Below are 16,239 nucleotides of genomic sequence, written 5' to 3'. Positions count from 1 at the left end.
TTACCAGGAGATTCACCGGCGTCACGGCCTGCGCTGCTCGATGACGGATGGCTACGACTGCTATCAGAACGCGCTGGCCGAGCGGGTCAATGGCATCTTGAAAGGTGAGTTCTTATTGCATCGCCCCACCGACTTGGATCAAGCCAAGAAGATGGTCGAACAGTCGGTGCATATCTACAACCATGAGCGGCCACATAGCGCCCTCAAATACAAAACGCCCGATGCGGTGCATCGGGCGTTCTAGCGTCGAACACTGTCAACCTATTTCAGGACTTGACACGGCACGTACTGCCGCGAACCTTCCAGCGATCCGGCGCGCCAAGCAGGAAATCTCGCCCGGCAGCGCCCTGCCCGCGCTTACTGGTTGCCCGGCAGCCCGGCGTCAGCCTGGCGCTGCAGCGAACGAACCTGCATCTGCAACTGCCGCAGCTGGGCCTGGAGCGCATCGCGCTGGGCCTGCAGCGAAGCCGTCTCGCTACGCGTGGCCTTCTGGCGGTTGTTGACCGCCGCCTGCTGCTCGCGTGCGATCTGCAGATCGGCCTGCAGCCGGTTGGCGCGATCCTGGACCACCGCGATCTGCTTGTCGGTCTGAGCCTTCTGCGCTTCCAGGCGTGCCGCCTGCAGTTCCGAGCCGGCCAGCGATTCGGCCTGCTTCGAGAAATCGCGGAATACCGCCTCGGCGCGTGCCTCGTTGCTGGTCTTGATCACGCGCCAGAACGCCTTCTGCTGGAACAGCGCGACGTAATAGGTGCCGTCCTTGATGTTGAACAGCAGGCTCGCGCCATAGCTGCCGTTGTACGCGGTCCGCATCTCGGTCAGCGCGTGGGACTGGATCTGCTGCTGGAGTTCGTCGATGGTGCTCTGCGTGGTGCCTGCGCTATCGCCCGCCGTCGGCTGGGCGGCCTGCGGCAAGGCGCTCGGCGCGGCCGGCGCCGAATTCACCACGCCGCCCGAGGACTGCGCGGCAGGAGAAACCGCGGGCGCCGCGTTGTCGCTACCCGCCAGGCCTTGAGCCTGTGCTACCTGAAACCCGCCCGCCACCACCAATCCTGCAATAAATGTCCGCCCCAAAACCCGTTTATGGCTCATGTAGAGATTCCTGCACAGATTAGTTGTAATTCTGACCGCAATCCTCGCATTATCCCTCACTTTCACGCGCTTCGGGCTCTTCGTCGAAAATCTGGTATTTGCGCATCTTTTCCCACAACACCTTGCGGCTGATGCCCAGGTGCTGGGCGGTATCCTGGCGGCGCCAGCCGTTGGCGTCAAGGGCCGCGATCACGCGATTGCGCTCGCCCATGTCCCACTTGCTGCGATCCACATAGACCTCGGCCACGCTTTCCGCCGGCACCGGCTGCGCGGCGCGCGCATGGGCCACCAGGCGCTGCAGCCGCGCCGCATCCCAGGCGCCGGTCTGGCGCACCGTCACGCCGACGCGCTCGGCCAGGTTGCGCAACTCGCGCACGTTGCCGGGGAAATAGGTATCCGCCACCGCGTCGGCCAGCCAGTAAGGCAGGTCCGGCAAGGCCGCCAGCCGCTCTTCGCCCACCACCTGCGCCACGAAGGACTTGAACAGCGCGATCTTGTCGACCGCGCCGCGTTCCTCGAGCGAGGGAATGCCCAGCTCGATCACGGCCAGCCGGTAATAGAGGTCGGCGCGGAACGACCCTTCCTTGACGAGTTGCGGCAGCTTCTTGTTGCTCGCCGCGACTAGCCGGAAATCGACCTTAAGGGGCGCGGAGGCGCCCACCCGCAGCACCGTGCCGTCCTCCAGCACGCGCAGCAGCTTGACCTGCTGGTAGAGCGGCAGGTCGCCGACTTCGTCGAGGAACAGCGTGCCGCCCGCGGCCTGCTCGAAATAGCCCTTGTGCGCCACCACCGCGCCGGTGAACGATCCCTTGGCATGGCCGAAGAACAGCGATTCGAACAGGCCGTCGGGAATCGCGCCGCAGTTGACCGGCACGAATTCGCCGTGCCGGTAGCGCGAGTGCTTCTCGTGCAGCAGTTGCGCGATGCGCTCCTTGCCGACGCCGGTCTCGCCGTGCAGCAGCACGTTGGTATCGCAGTCGGCGAAGGTGTCGACCTCCAGCAGCAGGGCCTGCATCGGCTCGGAATGCGCCACCAGCATGGCCGGCTCGGAGGTCTGCGCGGCGTGCGCGCGCAATTGCGCGACCAGCTTCGAGACCAGCCCGCGCAGCTCGGCGCAGGTGAAGTCGAGCGGCAGGATGTGCGAGTACTCGGGCGGATAGCTGGCGGCATCGCCACCGCCGCGCGCGGCGCCCACCCAGACCACCGGCATGCCGATATTGGCCTGCCATTCGCTGAGGAAGGCCGCGCCGCTCTCGATCATGCTGACGCTGATGATCGCCAGCGACGGACGCGCGGCCGCGCGCTCGGCCGACAGCACCACGTTGTCGGCCCGGATCACCTCCACGTCGAAGCTGGCCATGCAGCGGGCGACACGGTCGACGATGTCCGCCTTGCCTTCCCAGACATAGAGGTCGAGCCCTTCGATTGCAGGTGTGTTTCTCATCGGATGCCAATACCAGTCAATGCGTTCAATAGACCGTCTGCGCGACCCCGCAGGTCAGCGAGATCTGGTGCACGGTGGCCGCGCCGACCTGCACGCCGAGCAGGTTCAGGAGCGGAACGATAACCACGTCGAGGGCGGACAGCAGCGGGCCCAGGACCGGCTGCAGGATGCCGAGGATGGTCCCGACGAAGTTGGAGGGCAGTGCAACCGAGATCAGGTTCCCAAGCAGGCCCAGATTCGGCGAAATCTGCGCGGTAGCGAGCTGCGCCAGCGCATTGGCGAGCGCCGAGCCGAGCGCGTTCGAGTTGACCGTCCAATAGTCGGAATCGAGGCCGGCTACACCGCTGAAGGTATGGGTCTGCGCCGCCCCCTGGACCTGTACCGAAATATTCGAGACCGAAACGGTCAATTGCAGAAGATTGAGAATGCCAAACGGCGCGATCTGCGCGTTGATGATCTGCGCTGGCGACTTGCAGCTGTAGGTCGACGACAGGCTGATCATGCCTTTCGAATTGAGCGGTGGCGTGCCGATGCAGAGGTTCGCGACGCCCGGCGTGGCCGTGATGGTGGCGGTACTCGCGGCGGCTGTTTGCGCGCACTGGGTCGAGTTGAGCACGGCCTTGCCGGTACCGACCTGCAGATAGAGCGGCAGCGTCACGTCGACATTGACGCCGACTAGTTGCAGCAGAGGCCCTACGATCGGCACCTGCTTGAGGCCGAGATCGACCACCAGGTACAGCCCGACGGCCGCCGTCGAGGCCTGGGTGCGCCACTGCCCGGTGGCCGGATTGATGCCGCCTTCGCCGATCCCGATCGACGGCGGGCTGATGATCTGCACCTGAAGCTGGGTGCCGGTCAGCCCACCTAGCGCCACCGAAGGGATGTTGACGGCCACCGCGTTGTTCGAGTTCGCCACCTCGGCGCCGACCATGATCAGGTCGAGCAGGCTGACGGTGGCGGTGGCGGCCGACTGGGTATTGGCCAGGGCGATGTTCAGCAGGCCGTTCGGGCCGCCGAGGTTGAGATTGCCGCCGTTCACGTTGGCCGAGATCATCGCCTGCAGCGCGCCGAGGCTGGCCTGCAGGTTGGCATTGACCACGCTGGTCTGCTGCAGCGCATTGGCGATCAGCTTGAGGAACTGCGACAGCGAGAGATTCAGCGCGAGCAACTGGTCGATCGTGCCGACCCCGGCCGAGGCCGCGATATCGCCGAGCCGCACGTTGGTGCAGGCCAGCGCCTGGTACGACACCAGGCTCAGGTTGAGCCCCGACTTCGAGCCGAGCAGCGCGCCGAGCAGGCCGTTGACCAAACCCGGATTCGCCGACGACGAGGCCGGCGTGCCCGAGCAGCTGGTACCGCCGAGCTGCGCCAGCGTCGCGCCGACGGAGAACACGTCGATCGCGGTGGCGCGCGCGGTCGAGGTGGCACGCACGGTCTGCAACGGCCCGACGAACATATGCCGGACCTGACGCGTGACATTGACCTGCACCGCATTGAGCTGGAGGCGGTTCGGATCGCCGCTGGTATTCGTGTTGGCGAGGTAATAGCTCGGCGCGGGATTGACGGTGGGATCCCAACGGCCGCAGGTCACCGCGATGGTGTCTCCCTGGCTCGTATTCAGGCCGTTGACGGTGGCGCTGTTGGTGGCGCTGGTCGGTGCCTGGGTGCACAGATTGTCGACCCGCTGCACGCCGGCGGCGGCCGCCATGTCGGCAATCTGCTGCAGGTCGCGACGCTGCAGGTAGGTATTGCCGACATCGAGTACGCCGAAGATCGCCGCGATCACCACCAGGAAGACCGCGGCCATGACGGCGAACGAACCACGCTCCCGACGGCGGCCGGCGATGCTGGGCTTCCCTGTCGACGTGCCGGCGGAACGTGATTGTGCGGATTTCATGATGCCCTCGACGATTTATTGCGACTGCGAATCGCCGCCGCCAGACGAGCCGCCGCCCTGCACTCGCTGAACCGAGTTGAACCAGGTCGGAATCGGCCTCCTGAACGACTGCAGGTAACGCTCGTAGGCATACGTGGCGGCGGCACCCTCGAAGGGGTGCTCGTTGTTCGAGGCGGCGCGATTACTGCGTTGCAGATCGAGCCATGCTTCGGTCGAGGGGCCGATGTCGGAGGGCCGCTGCAGCAGCGGGCGCGGCACGTCCGCCGGAGGCGCGGGCTGCACCGCCACCTGCGCGGGCGGCGGCGCCGCGCTCAACACCGGCGCCTCGGCTTGCGCCTGGACGGCCTGGGACGGCGGAACCGACTGGGCTTGAGGCGCCACCACCGGCAGCGGCTGCGGCGCCGCCTGCACCTGCTGCACGGCCGCTGCCGGTTGCGGCTGTGCGTCGGCAGGCGCCAGCAGCGACGAGCCCTGCATCGGCTGCAGTTGCTGCTGCAGTTGCACCAGCGCCGGGTCCGGCACCTGGGCAAACGCATTCGACGCGCTGAATGCGCCACCCACGACCGTCAGCGCGATCGCGACGCGCAAGACGTCCTGGCGACGGCGCTGGAAATGAAAATGAGGCATGGTCGGCTCCGTATCCGTCTTCATTTTTGTGAGAATCGCTGCAACAGCGGCGCGGCCAGGTCGAACCCGTCGTTGCTGGCGATCGGCTGTCCACCCGGGCCTGCCCGGTCCGCGCCCGCCGGCACCGAGAGCGGCACGGCCGCCAGTTGCCGCGTGCGCTGTGCAGCCACCACCCGCGCCGCGTCGTTGAGGATGTCGCTGCGTACCTGGGGCGCCATATGCTGTTGGCCCATCAGCCCCTGCGCATCGTCCTGATGGCCGCTGGCCACCAGGAACAGGGCGACGTTGCTGATGATGCGGGCATTCTTCTGGTCGAGTTCGGCAGCCTTCATCAGCGGCACGCGCGCGGCGGCCAGGTCGCCGGTGCGCATCCGCGCATAGGCGAGATCAGACAGCGTGGAAGCGTCGGTCGGCGCCAGCAAGGTGGCTTGATCGAGCATCTTCGCGGCGCGCGCGAAGTCGCCGCGCGTACCGGCGATCAGGCCGATGCCCCGATAGCCGCGCGCGGCCAGTGGCGTGTTCAGCAATTGTGTATAGAACTGCTCGCTGGCATCGAGCTGCGAGGTCGCCCGCAACGCATCGGCACGTAGCAGATGTGTGTCGGGCGACGCACCGTATTGCTTCTCATAAGCGTCGATGTGCGCCAGCGACGCGTAGAACAGCCCCTGTTGCTGCATCCGGTCGATCAGGCTGAGATACATTCCCGGCGTATCGGGCGGGTCGTCCTTGTTGGCCGCCTGCATCATCGCGGCTCGCTCGGCTTGCGCCCCCAGGCCGTAGTTCGACTCCTTGAACAGCGAACAGCCGCTGGTGAGCACGCTCACCAGCAGGCCCGCGATCGCGATGCGCCATGTCGATCGTTTCATCTCGATCCGCTCCTTGTTTGCCTCGGCTTCAACGCTTGATCTGCGACAGCGCACTGACGACCGTCATGATGCCCGGGCCGGCCGTCACGATCAGCAGGGCCGGCAGCAAGGTCACGATCATCACGCCCGTCATCTTCACCGTCAGACGGCCGATCCGCTCCCGCAGCAAGGCCCGGCGCCCGTCGCGCAGACGATCGCCGAACATCCGCAGCGGCTCCTGGACCGCGCCGCCGTGCTTGTCCACCTGGATCAGCAGGCGCACGATCGAGCGCAGGTCCTCGTTGTCGAAACTGCTGGTCAGGCGCGCGAGCGATTGCTCTCGCGTGCGGCCCGCCGCGAACTGGCGCTGGGCAACACCCAGCTCCCATGAGAGAACCGGCAGCATCGTGGTGAAGTCATGCGAGATCACCTGCATGCTCTGGTCGAGCGACAGGCCGACGCCCTGCAACAGCCGCAGCATGTCGACGAACAGCGGCATTTCCTCGGCCACGCTCTCCCGCCGAGCGGCCGCCTTGCGGCGAATGTAGAGCTTCGGGAGCATGAACCCGATGGCGATCGCGAAAGCGATATAGATCAGCGACTTGCCGCCCGATCCACGGGCCAGCGAGATCATCAGGACCACCAGCGGCAACACGCTCGCGCAGACCACGCGCGAGAACAGGAACAAGCCGCGAGCCCGGGCCTCGACGTAGCCGCACTGCTCGAGGAATTGACGATCCTCGTCCGCGACCAGTTGCTTGCCCAGGCCGCTGTCGAGCCAGCGCATCCCGATCTGTTCCGCGCGCGTGCGCCACGCCGCCAGGCCCGAGGCGGGCGTCTCCCGGGGCTTGGCTTCCGCCTGCTGCCCGGCGCGCGATGCCGCCGCGCGTCCGGCCTCGACGCGCTGATCGAGCGCCTTCAGCAAGGTGCGTTCGCTACGCTGCACCAGCAGGCTGCGCAAGATCGCCATGCCGGCGAGCAGCAGCACCCCCAAGGCGCCAAGCACCAAAGCGACCGCCCCCAAACGATTCGCATCCATGCCCGCTCCCTTACCTCAGTCGCGCCATGCGATACAGCATGAAGCCGCCGATCGCCTGCAGGATGAAGGCCACATACAGCACGACGCGCCCGGATTCGTTCATCCACATCGCCATGAAATATTTCGGGTTGGTCGACACCACGAAGCTGCCCACCGCGATCGGCAACAGCCCCAGCACCCATGCCGACAGGCGCGTTTCCGCCGACATCGCGCGCAGCTCGCGTTCGGCCTGTTCGAGGTCGCGCATGAAGGTCGACATGCGTTCGAGCATCACATCGGCCCGGCCGCCGTACTTGACCGACAGTCGCAGCACCGATCCGACCAGCTCAAATTCGCGGATCCGATACTCCTTGGCGATATGCAGCATCGCCCGATCGATCTCGACGCCGGTGCGCAACATCCTCGATACCTGATCGAGGCAGAGGCGCAGCGGCATCTCGGTGGTGCCGAGCGCGCCCTGGAACGCGGCCGGCACGCTGTTGCCGAGCGTGACCAAGCGCACCACGCCGTCGAGGAAGGACGGCAATTGACGGACGATCTTCAGGCGCCGCGCGGAGATTCGGCGCAGCACCCAAAGCCCGACCAGCGTCGCGCCGCCGATCAGGGCGGCGAACGCCGCCACCCATCCGCCGCGAATCCCCGCGAACAGCACCACCAGCACCACCGCGCCGATCAGCATCAGCAGCACCGGCCGGACCTCGTCGAGTCCGGCACGATCGCTCAGCCCCCGCAGCAGGACATCCGCCTTCGCGCGCCAGGCGGCAACGCCCTCCGGCGCCGGCTGAGGCCTCGCGGGCGCCGCCGCGGCCTGCTGACGCCCGGCCGGCGCGCCGCTCATGGCGGGCGCGGCGGCGGCGGCTCGCGGGCCCGGTTCGAGCCGGCTGTCGAAGAAACGCCGCGTATGGGCGCTCTCCTCGCGCATCTGGCTGCCGCGCCAGAGCCAGACGCCGGCGGCAGCGAGAATCAGCGCGAACGACAGGGCCCAGAGCACGCCGCTAGACATTGAAGCCTCCGCTGCGCCCGAAACCGCCGGCCGCGCCCATGTTGCCGATCAGCACGTTGCGGAAGCGCGCGAGCTTCGGCGAATGCGGATGGATGCCGAGCGCTTCCCAGTTGTCGATTTCCTCGCCCTCGGGCGTGACGCGCGCGTCGTAGCGATAGAGCTCCTGGGTCGCCACGATGTTGTCGGACATGCCCGTCACCTCGGTGATCGAGAGGATCCGGCGGCGGCCGTTCGAGAGCCGGCCGATCTGCACGATGAAGTCGATCGCGTTGGCGATCTGGCGGCGCAGGCTCGATTCGGTGCCCTGGAAACCGGCGAAGCCGGCCAACATCTCGAGGCGGTACAGGCATTCGCGCGGCGAGCTCGCGTGGATCGTGCCCATCGAGCCGTCGTGGCCGGTGTTCATCGCCTGCAGCATCTCGAGCACCTCGCCGCCGCGGACTTCGCCGACGATGATGCGGTCCGGGCGCATCCGCAGGGTGTTGCGCAGCAGGTCGCGGATGCTCACCACGCCAGTGCCGTCGAAGCCGCCCGGGCGGCTTTCGAGCCGCACCACGTGCGGGTGGTTCAGCGACAGCTCGGCGGTGTCCTCGATGGTGACCACACGCTCGGTCTCGGGCACGTGGAAAGCCAGCGCGTTGAGCAGCGAGGTCTTGCCCGAGCTGGTGCCGCCCGATACCAGGATGTTGCAGCGCGCCTGCACGGCGGCCTCCAGCAGCACCGAGACCTCGTCGTTGTAGGTGCCGTTCTCGAGCAGGTCCGAGGGCTTGAGCGGATCCTTGCGGAACTTGCGGATCGACACCACCGGGCCGTCCAGCGACAGCGGCTCGATCACCACGTTGACGCGCCCGCCGTCGGGCAGCCGCGCGTCGACCATCGGGTTCGATTCGTCGAGCCGGCGGCCGACCGGCGCGAGGATGCGGCGCACGATGCGCAGCAGGTGGGCGTTGTCGGTGAAGCGGATCGGCAGCTTGGCGAGGATCCCGCGGCGCGACACGTAGATGTCGTTGTAGCCGTTGATCAGGATGTCCTCCACCAGCGGATCGCCGAGCAGGTCCTCGATCGGGCCGAAGCCGGCCAGCTCCTTGGTCAGCGCCTCGGCGATCTCGCGCACCTCGCTCTCGTTGAGCGGAATCCGGCGCAGCCGCACGAAGCTGTCGATCTCGAGATCGACGAACTGGTTGATCGCCTGGCGCGACCAGCGGCCGAACTCCGAACCGAGCTCCTCGATGCGGGTCAGCAGGTGCTCGTGCGCGGCGTTCTTGATGTCGTGGAACTGCTGCGTCTGGGAGAACGGCGCGGCGCCGTCGGCAAATTGGATGTCGTCGTGTGCCATCGCTTACGACCGCTTCGTGGTGGAGTGGATGAATCGTTTCAACGCCGACAGGCCGCCGGCCGGTGCCTGGGCTGGCGGCAGCGCGCCGGGCAGGCTCGGCACGCCGGCCGTGAGCCGCTCGCTCAGCGCATCGAGCGCCTTCACGTATGGGTCGCGCTCGGCGGCCTCGACGATCAGCCGCCCCTGGTTCGCCGCATGTCCGATCGACACGCGCCGCGACGGCAGCGTCGAGAGCAGCGGGACATCCAGCCGCTCGGCGATCTGCGCCGGCAGCAGGCCGATCGCCGCGTCGTACTGGTTCACCACCAGCTTGACGCGCTCCAGGTTGATGCCCTTCTCGCGCAGGTCGCCGAGCAGTTCGACGGCCGACACGACCGAGGCCACGCCCTGGTCGCAGACCAGCCAGACCTCGTCGCTCAGGGAGACGATCTGCGAGATGAATTCGCGGTTGGTGAAACCGCCGAGATCGACCACCTGCTGGTCGACGAAGGCGCGCAGGCGATTGAACAGCCCCGTGCAGGCGGCCGCGGACACTTCGCGCAGGTCGGCCAGGTTGGGCGGCAGCGTGGTCAGCGCGACACCGCTCGCGTGATGGGCGAAGGCGGTATTGACGAAGGTCCGGTCGAACCGGCGCAGGTTGCGCACCGCCTCGACGAAATGGAGTTCGCAGCGCGTGTTGAGGAACAGCGCGCCGTCGCCGGCCGGCAGGCCCAGGTCGATCAGCGCGGTACGGCGGCTTTGCGCGGCCGCCTTGCGCTGCAGCAGCACCGCGAGGTTCGCCGCCAGCGTGCTGACGCCCATCCCCGGGCGCGCCCCGAGCAGCGACAGCACCTTGCCGTGGCGGCTGGTCGGTTCACCGAGGTTGTCGAGCAGGCCGCGCGTGATGCGCAGCGCCTCCTCGGCCGGCGCCGAGAGGTCGACGAAATCGCGCACGCCCGCGCGCAGCGCGGACAAGGCGCTCTCCGGCTCGACCAGGGTGCCCAGCGCCACCACCGGCAGGCCCGGATAGGCCGTGCGCACGGCCGCCACGGCCGTGCTGGCGGCGGCCTGGTCGCCGGCGAAATCGATGAAGACCAGGGCCGGATTCAGGCCACCGATGCGCTGCGTGAGCGCGGCCGCCTCGAGCGGCGACGACTCGACCGCGCCCGTCGAGACGAGCGTCTGCGCCAGCCAGCGCACGTGCTCGACACGCGTGGAAGCGCAGATGAAATGATCGGTGACGGCAGGCTCAGCCAACGATTGAGTTCTCGCGTTCATGTGGAACACTCCCCGTAATGCGACGCATACCCGTGCGCCGCGTCCGGCCGCTCATGTTTCCCCGCTCCGGCGCGCTCATTTCGAGAACCCCGGAGCCGCGTCCGGCACCAGAATGCCACCCAGGAACGAACGCCACACCGGACCGTCGCGCTGTTCCGATTGCTCGCCCGGCGTCGACGGCAGGCTCGCGCCCGCCGCAATCGGCGATACCAAGTGAGGCGTCACGACAAACACCAGCTCCTTGTCGTTCTGCTGATAGTTCAGACTCTTGAAGAATGCGCCGATGATCGGCAGGTCTCCAAGGAAAGGCACCTTGCTCACGTTCGAGGTGGTCTCGCGATCCACCAGGCCGCCGATCACGTAGCTTTCGCCGTCGCCGAGCTCGACCGTGGTGTCCGCACGACGCGTGGTCAGCGCCGGCACCGTGATGCTGTTGATCGTGATGGCATTGAGGAAGTCGAGCTGGCTCGCCTCCGGCGCCACCTTCAGGGCGATGCGATTCGGCCCGAGCACCGTCGGCGTGACCGTCAGGCCGATGCCATAGGGCTTGTATTCGATCGAGATCGTGCCCAACGACTGCGGCACCGGCACCGGGATTTCGCCGCCGGCCAGAAAACTCGCGCTTTGCCCCGACAGCGCGACCAGCGTCGGCTGCGCCAGGATCCGGGCAAGATTGTTCTGCTCGAGCACCGACAGGTTCCCGGCGATGCCTCGCGAAGTCGAACCGACCACCAGGTTGAAGGCCGACGTGATGGGCGACACCGCCGTCACGGTCAGGCCCGCCGACGGGTTGTAGCTCGACGACTGCAGCGAGCTGGGAGCGAACGAACCGAACGAAAATCCATTGTTCGACTTGAACAGGTTCAGGCCCGCCTGCTTGATCGCGGAACGGCTGAATTCGACCACCCGCACGTCCACCTGTACCACGTTTCGACCGCTGATCGTCGAGGCGTCGACCACGTTCGGACCGGCGCTGTCGCCGCCGCCACCTCCATTACCTCCGCCGCTGCCGAGCGCGCCGCCGCCCGCCTGCCCCTTGCCCTGCCCGCCGCCCGCGCTGCTCGACTGCTGCGCCGCGGCGCGCGCGGCGGCAGCCGCATTCGCCACGTCGACAGCCCGCTGATGCGCTTCCAGCGTATTCGCCGAGCCGGAGATCACGGTCGTGTCGCCATAGGTGTCGACACGCGGCGTGGCATCGTTGAGCAAGGCATGCGCGGCGCCGCTCGTCACATGCACGGTATAGACCGTCGGCTCGCTGCGGCCGCGCTCCCAGAGCATCACGTTGGTGGTGCCGGCGCTCTTGCCGATCAGCATCACACCACCGCCGCCCTTGATGATGAGGATGTCGGCCACCGCCGGGTCGCCGACCGCCACGCGCTGGAGATTGCGCCCCGACGCAATCTGACGCTGCGCGCCAACCGCCAGGTCGACGCCTGCCTCCGGGCCGGCTGCGCTTGCCCAGGACGACAGCGCCAGTGCGCTCACTGCAATGGCCAATGCAATCAGTTTCTTTTTCATTGTGTCGGAGGCCCGCAGCCGGACCTCTCCCTGTCAGTTGCAAGCTGCTTGTTGCGCTTCACTCAATAGGCGACCGATTCGGCCCGCCCGCCCCGTATCACTTCGATATTGCCTCCGTCCGAGTGACGAACCACCACGCGCGCCGGCGCGGCCTTGCGCGGCGCCGGCGTCGCGTCGGCGGTGCCGCGAGACAGCTCGGACAGGCTCAGCCCCTGGGCTGCGCGCGTCATCGCATCCTTGTCGGCACCGACCTGCATCGCGACGGTCTGCGTCGCGACCTCCTCGTCACGCGGGTTGCGCAGGGCAAGCGTCAGGCTGCCGCTCGCCTCGCCCAGCGTCAGCGCGTCGACCTGGGCCGCCGGCACGGCCAGCACGGCGGTACGCACGCCGTTGAGCGCCCCGCCCGACGAGTCGCGCGCCGTGGTCGCATCACCGAATGCGACCACGCGAATCCTGGACAGCAGCAGCTTGGCCTGGGTCTTGGGGACTTCGGAGCCGCCATTGCCGGCGAGCGTGGTGCCAGCGGCGGAATCCTTCTTGAGATTGAGGAAGACATCGACGAAGTTGCCGGGCCGCACCTTGTTGCCGACCGCGTTCGTTTCGTCGACCTTCACTGCGATCGCACGTTCGCCCGGTGCGATCTGATCGGCCACGCCGGATGAGAGCGAACTCTCGAGCACGGCGGCCTGCTCCGGCACATCGGCGATCGGCACTCGCCCGACGATCTGCACCGGGTCGGCGAATGCCCCTTCCGGCAAGGCGGCGGCCTGCTGCACCTTGAGACCGTCGGCCGGAATCGGTTGGCCGCCCTTCAGCGGATGCGCCGCCACCACCACCGGGAACAGCTTCGCCGGCGTCGCCTGCTGCGCGTTATTGACGACCGGCGCCGGCTTGCGGCCGAGCACCCAGGCAAAGATGCCTAACAGCAGCGCGATGGCAATCAGGGCGACCGCGAGAATTTTCGTCAGATTGTTGGCCATGGTTGTTGTATGAGCATCCTGTTCAGCAAGCTCTCGTCGGCGCTAGTGCGGCACCCGAGCACCCCGTCATTCGGCACAAGGCCATGAACGCTCCTCCTAGATGATGTTCACCGGACTGATCTGCACGGTCGCGGTACCCGTGAGTGCCGACGGTACCGGCAGCAACATGCCGATCAGCGGCAACGGCGCGATCAGCGGATTGGTCGTGTAGGCATAGGTGACCGTCACCTTGATGCAGTACATCGACGGATCGTATGAACAGGTACCCGCCGGCGTCGAGGAACAGGTCACGCCCGGCAGCCAGCCGGTCAGATTGGTGGCCGCCGTACAGGCAGCGGCGGCGCGTGCTCCCAGCGCAGCTTGGGCGGACGTGCTCACCTGGTAGTTCAGCGCGGCACGCGCGCCCTCGGTGGCGGCAAGCGTCAGGTTCTGCTGGGCGGCAATGATCAGTCCATAGGTCACGACTGCATACAGCACCATGAAGAACAGCGGCAGCATCAGCGCGAATTCGACCGACGTCGCCCCCCGTTCCCGCCTGCCCCGTCGTGCGAGAAGCTTCGTCTTCATCGCAGATTCCCCGTAACGATCTGAAACACCAGCCATCCCGCGGCCGGGATCACGAGAAACGCCGCATAAGGCGCCCCGCGAAAGCCTCCCAGCGCAAATGCCGCCCCATTTCGCTGCCACAGCGACCGGACTGATGCGCCGGTCAAATACATAATGCCGAGCGCGTGAATGCCGGCCACCAGGCTGGCAAATACCCAACACCAGAACAATTGGATCGCCCCGCACCAGGCGCCCAGCACCACAAACACCTTGACGTCGGCCGCCCCCATCATCCGGAATGCAAAAAATGGAAACAATCCGACAAAAGCAACCATGGCGCCGATTATTGCGCCAAGCAAGGGGGTGCCAAATGGGTTATGGCCCGTCGACGCTGATGCCAGCGCGCAGATGAGTCCGGCGACTACCAAGGAATTGGGAATACGCCGATAACGGAAATCGGCAATTGCGACCAGCGCCACCCAAGCCAGGAATATCCCGACACTCAAAAGCAGAATCATCGAGCATCCCAACGACGTGCTTAAACAGTGCGGACGCCGAATTGGCGACCGCACCCCCGATTACGGAGACACGCCCCTATTCAGGGTTAACGCGCTGCGTCGAGCACGCCCTTGAGATAGGTAAACAGGTTTTGAATGCTGCCGGACAGCGCGGTGACGCCGGCAACCAGGGCCACTGCCATGAGGCCCGCGATGAGACCGTATTCGACAGCGGTAACCCCGTCTTCTTCCTTGAGGAAGCGATTGATGAGTGCGTTCATGGTAATCCTCGTGCCTTGAGTTTCGTTGGCCTCATGCGCCTCGCATATTTGGCCGTCCACCTTCACCGGCTTCGACGTCCGGCTCCAGCCATTTCTTTATAGCTCGTTTTTCCAGGAGCTCTTAACATATTTCGATGCCAGTTAACACTTTTGCAATACTTTCGATAGGCACCTCCACTTTGATGTTGCCGTGCACTCGTGGGCATGCACGGACGAATCTTAATCCGAACACCTTTTCTTTCCAACTTTTTTTATGAATTTCGCGATCGGCGGTTCCCTCGCCATCACAATTTTTACTATCTTTCGGCGGCACCCCCATAAGGGCTAACGATAGGTTAGATCACCCTGTCTAATCCACCAGTAAAACAATCGTTCGAGTGAACCGTATCGCGCCGTACCACGTTACGAGAGCGGCGTAACGGAAATCCTGTGACGTTACGTTACGGAACCCCGAATATCGGGCTGGCGGTGATCGTTTCGAAACGATTAAAAATCGTTTTCAGCAATCGTTAAACCTAGATGGAACAAGGCTTTCCGAGGCGCCGGGAATCGTCTTCGAGAGGCATTCGAATCGCGTGGCACGAGTGTTGCAGAGTCTTCGTCGCGGTAACACAGATCACACAACACCACTGCGAGGACGAAATGGACACTCAACCGATCATGCAGGGCACGCTCCGGACGACTTTGATCGCGGCCACCGTGGCAGCCATGCTTTCCCTCTCCGCCTGCGGCGGCTCCGGCACCCTGAGCCAGGGCACGGGCGGCTCCAGCGGCGGCAACAACACGCCGCAAGGCACCAGCGGCACGTCCTCGGGCACTTCGTCCGGTACCAGCAGCGGCACGTCCTCCGGCACCAGTTCCGGTACGTCCTCCGGTACCAGCAGCGGCACCTCCTCGGGCACCAGCTCCGGCACGTCCTCCGGCACCAGCAGCGGCACCTCCTCGGGTACCAGCAGCGGTACGTCCTCGGGCACCAGTTCCGGCACCAGCAGCGGCACCTCCTCGGTCAACGCGCTCGGCACCGTGGTCGCCAATACCGGCAACGTGGTCTCGAACGCGGGCACGGCGGTGTCCGGCATCGGCTCGACGATCGCCAGCCAGTCCCTGCCCGGCCTCGGCAACGCGCAGACGCAGGCCCTCGGCGGCGTGGTGAACAGCCTGGGCGGCGCGGTCAGCGCACTCGGCAACGGCCTGGCCGGCGGCCTCGGCCAGCTCGGCGCCTCGACCAACCCGCTGGGCACCACGCTCGGCTCGACCGGCAACGTGGTATCGCAGCTCGGCAACGCCGTCACCGGCACCGGCCAATTGGTCAGCAGCCTCGGCAGCGGCCCGCTCTCGCCGCTCGCGCCGGTCACCTCGGTGGTCGGCGGCCTGGTCTCGACGCTCGGCACCGCGGTGGCCAACGGCGGCACCACGCTCGGCACGGTCCTGACCACCGGCCCGGTCCAGCAGATCACGCAGACCGTCAGCTCGGCGATCACGCCGATCACCTCGGTGATCGCCAACACCACGCAGACGATCGGCAGCGCGACCGGGCTCGGCGCGCCGGTCAACACGCTGCTCGGCACCATCGGCGGCGGCCTGAACCAGGCCGGCAACCTGATCTCGTCGACCGGCGGCGGCAATGCCATCACCAAGGGCCTGGGCTCGACGGTATCGGCCACCGGTACCACGGTCGCCTCGCTCGGCGGCCTGCTCACGGGCGGCAACGGCTCCAACCCGCTGGCGCCGATCACCGGCGCGCTGGGCAGCCTGACGGGCGCGCTGGGCGGCCTCGGCGGCAGCTCCGGCAGCGGTTCGGGCGGCCCGCTCGCCCCGATCACCGGCCTCGTGTCGACCGTCACCGGCGCGCTCGGCAGCCTCGGCGGCAGCTCGGCCGG

The 16,239-nt window shown here is 66.6% G+C and carries 16 protein-coding genes; 2 read left to right on the top strand and 14 right to left on the bottom strand.

What is annotated here, in order from left to right; translation table 11 throughout:
• Positions 1–244 (top strand): integrase core domain-containing protein (locus F3J10_RS28715; RefSeq protein ID WP_167243528.1); only part of this gene is annotated, 244 nt, incomplete at its 5' end.
• A gap of 113 nt (positions 245–357) precedes the next feature.
• Here F3J10_RS28715 and F3J10_RS28710 read toward each other — a convergent pair.
• From F3J10_RS28710 to F3J10_RS28645, 14 genes are all read right to left on the bottom strand, one after another.
• Positions 358–1,089 carry a DUF2968 domain-containing protein gene (locus F3J10_RS28710; RefSeq protein ID WP_025102276.1) on the bottom strand — a complete coding sequence of 244 codons (732 nt, stop codon included), beginning with the start codon at positions 1,087–1,089 and terminating at the stop codon, positions 358–360.
• 49 nt (positions 1,090–1,138) lie between these two features.
• Positions 1,139–2,533 carry a sigma-54 dependent transcriptional regulator gene (locus tag F3J10_RS28705; protein WP_167234254.1) on the bottom strand — a complete coding sequence of 465 codons (1,395 nt, stop codon included), beginning with the start codon at positions 2,531–2,533 and terminating at the stop codon, positions 1,139–1,141.
• A gap of 25 nt (positions 2,534–2,558) precedes the next feature.
• A complete protein-coding gene (locus tag F3J10_RS28700; RefSeq protein ID WP_167243527.1) occupies positions 2,559–4,430 on the bottom strand; it encodes a TadG family pilus assembly protein in 1,872 nt (623 codons plus the stop codon).
• A 15-nt stretch (positions 4,431–4,445) separates the two neighbouring features.
• Entirely contained in the window at positions 4,446–5,057 is a 612-nt protein-coding gene (locus F3J10_RS28695; RefSeq protein WP_240155733.1) for a DUF3613 domain-containing protein, read from the bottom strand.
• Between the two features lie 20 nt (positions 5,058–5,077).
• Complete coding sequence (locus F3J10_RS28690) at positions 5,078–5,923, bottom strand: pilus assembly protein (RefSeq protein WP_167234256.1); 846 nt, start codon at positions 5,921–5,923, stop codon at positions 5,078–5,080.
• A 28-nt stretch (positions 5,924–5,951) separates the two neighbouring features.
• Positions 5,952–6,941, bottom strand: a complete 990-nt coding sequence (locus F3J10_RS28685) for a type II secretion system F family protein (protein WP_167234251.1) — start codon at positions 6,939–6,941, stop codon at positions 5,952–5,954.
• A gap of 10 nt (positions 6,942–6,951) precedes the next feature.
• Positions 6,952–7,944, bottom strand: coding sequence for a type II secretion system F family protein (locus tag F3J10_RS28680; RefSeq protein WP_167243526.1), 993 nt, complete (start codon positions 7,942–7,944; stop codon positions 6,952–6,954).
• Entirely contained in the window at positions 7,937–9,280 is a 1,344-nt protein-coding gene (locus F3J10_RS28675; RefSeq protein WP_167243525.1) for a CpaF family protein, read from the bottom strand. Before F3J10_RS28675 ends, F3J10_RS28680 begins: the two co-directional genes overlap by 8 nt.
• A gap of 3 nt (positions 9,281–9,283) precedes the next feature.
• Positions 9,284–10,537: a fimbrial protein gene (locus tag F3J10_RS28670; RefSeq protein ID WP_167234221.1), complete on the bottom strand. Its 1,254-nt coding sequence runs from the start codon at positions 10,535–10,537 to the stop codon at positions 9,284–9,286.
• Between the two features lie 75 nt (positions 10,538–10,612).
• Positions 10,613–12,055 carry a type II and III secretion system protein family protein gene (locus tag F3J10_RS28665; RefSeq protein WP_167243524.1) on the bottom strand — a complete coding sequence of 481 codons (1,443 nt, stop codon included), beginning with the start codon at positions 12,053–12,055 and terminating at the stop codon, positions 10,613–10,615.
• A gap of 62 nt (positions 12,056–12,117) precedes the next feature.
• Positions 12,118–13,035: a Flp pilus assembly protein CpaB gene (gene cpaB, locus F3J10_RS28660; RefSeq protein WP_167234219.1), complete on the bottom strand. Its 918-nt coding sequence runs from the start codon at positions 13,033–13,035 to the stop codon at positions 12,118–12,120.
• 96 nt (positions 13,036–13,131) lie between these two features.
• Positions 13,132–13,602, bottom strand: coding sequence for a TadE family protein (locus F3J10_RS28655; RefSeq protein WP_013697797.1), 471 nt, complete (start codon positions 13,600–13,602; stop codon positions 13,132–13,134).
• Positions 13,599–14,099, bottom strand: a complete 501-nt coding sequence (locus F3J10_RS28650) for a prepilin peptidase (RefSeq protein WP_167234218.1) — start codon at positions 14,097–14,099, stop codon at positions 13,599–13,601. The genes F3J10_RS28655 and F3J10_RS28650 overlap by 4 nt, the downstream gene beginning before the upstream one ends.
• Before the next feature lie 86 nt (positions 14,100–14,185).
• Entirely contained in the window at positions 14,186–14,359 is a 174-nt protein-coding gene (locus F3J10_RS28645; protein WP_013697795.1) for a Flp family type IVb pilin, read from the bottom strand.
• Positions 14,360–15,001: 642 nt separating this feature from the next.
• On the opposite strand from F3J10_RS28645, the gene F3J10_RS28640 reads away from it, so the two are divergent.
• The coding region (locus tag F3J10_RS28640) for a collagen-like triple helix repeat-containing protein (RefSeq protein ID WP_166915370.1) at positions 15,002–16,239 on the top strand (1,238 nt) is incomplete at its 3' end.

This window comes from Burkholderia sp. Cy-637, from assembly GCF_011753175.1.
GTDB lineage: Bacteria > Pseudomonadota > Gammaproteobacteria > Burkholderiales > Burkholderiaceae > Burkholderia > Burkholderia gladioli.
The sequence above is the reverse complement of the archived record's forward strand: the minus strand, read 5'-3'. Positions and strand labels throughout refer to the sequence as shown.

What these genes read in the sequence shown, in the direction of transcription:
- F3J10_RS28670 (WP_167234221.1), bottom strand. Translation starts at nt 10,537, where the DNA reads ATGAACGCGAGAACTCAATCGTTGGCTGAGCCTGCCGTCACCGATCAT.
- F3J10_RS28685 (WP_167234251.1), bottom strand. Translation starts at nt 6,941, where the DNA reads ATGGATGCGAATCGTTTGGGGGCGGTCGCTTTGGTGCTTGGCGCCTTG.
- F3J10_RS28710 (WP_025102276.1), bottom strand. Translation starts at nt 1,089, where the DNA reads ATGAGCCATAAACGGGTTTTGGGGCGGACATTTATTGCAGGATTGGTG.
- F3J10_RS28665 (WP_167243524.1), bottom strand. Translation starts at nt 12,055, where the DNA reads ATGAAAAAGAAACTGATTGCATTGGCCATTGCAGTGAGCGCACTGGCG.
- F3J10_RS28705 (WP_167234254.1), bottom strand. Translation starts at nt 2,533, where the DNA reads ATGAGAAACACACCTGCAATCGAAGGGCTCGACCTCTATGTCTGGGAA.
- F3J10_RS28695 (WP_240155733.1), bottom strand. Translation starts at nt 5,057, where the DNA reads ATGCCTCATTTTCATTTCCAGCGCCGTCGCCAGGACGTCTTGCGCGTC.
- F3J10_RS28680 (WP_167243526.1), bottom strand. Translation starts at nt 7,944, where the DNA reads ATGTCTAGCGGCGTGCTCTGGGCCCTGTCGTTCGCGCTGATTCTCGCT.
- cpaB (WP_167234219.1), bottom strand. Translation starts at nt 13,035, where the DNA reads ATGGCCAACAATCTGACGAAAATTCTCGCGGTCGCCCTGATTGCCATC.
- F3J10_RS28655 (WP_013697797.1), bottom strand. Translation starts at nt 13,602, where the DNA reads ATGAAGACGAAGCTTCTCGCACGACGGGGCAGGCGGGAACGGGGGGCG.
- F3J10_RS28700 (WP_167243527.1), bottom strand. Translation starts at nt 4,430, where the DNA reads ATGAAATCCGCACAATCACGTTCCGCCGGCACGTCGACAGGGAAGCCC.
- F3J10_RS28645 (WP_013697795.1), bottom strand. Translation starts at nt 14,359, where the DNA reads ATGAACGCACTCATCAATCGCTTCCTCAAGGAAGAAGACGGGGTTACC.
- F3J10_RS28650 (WP_167234218.1), bottom strand. Translation starts at nt 14,099, where the DNA reads ATGATTCTGCTTTTGAGTGTCGGGATATTCCTGGCTTGGGTGGCGCTG.
- F3J10_RS28690 (WP_167234256.1), bottom strand. Translation starts at nt 5,923, where the DNA reads ATGAAACGATCGACATGGCGCATCGCGATCGCGGGCCTGCTGGTGAGC.
- F3J10_RS28675 (WP_167243525.1), bottom strand. Translation starts at nt 9,280, where the DNA reads ATGGCACACGACGACATCCAATTTGCCGACGGCGCCGCGCCGTTCTCC.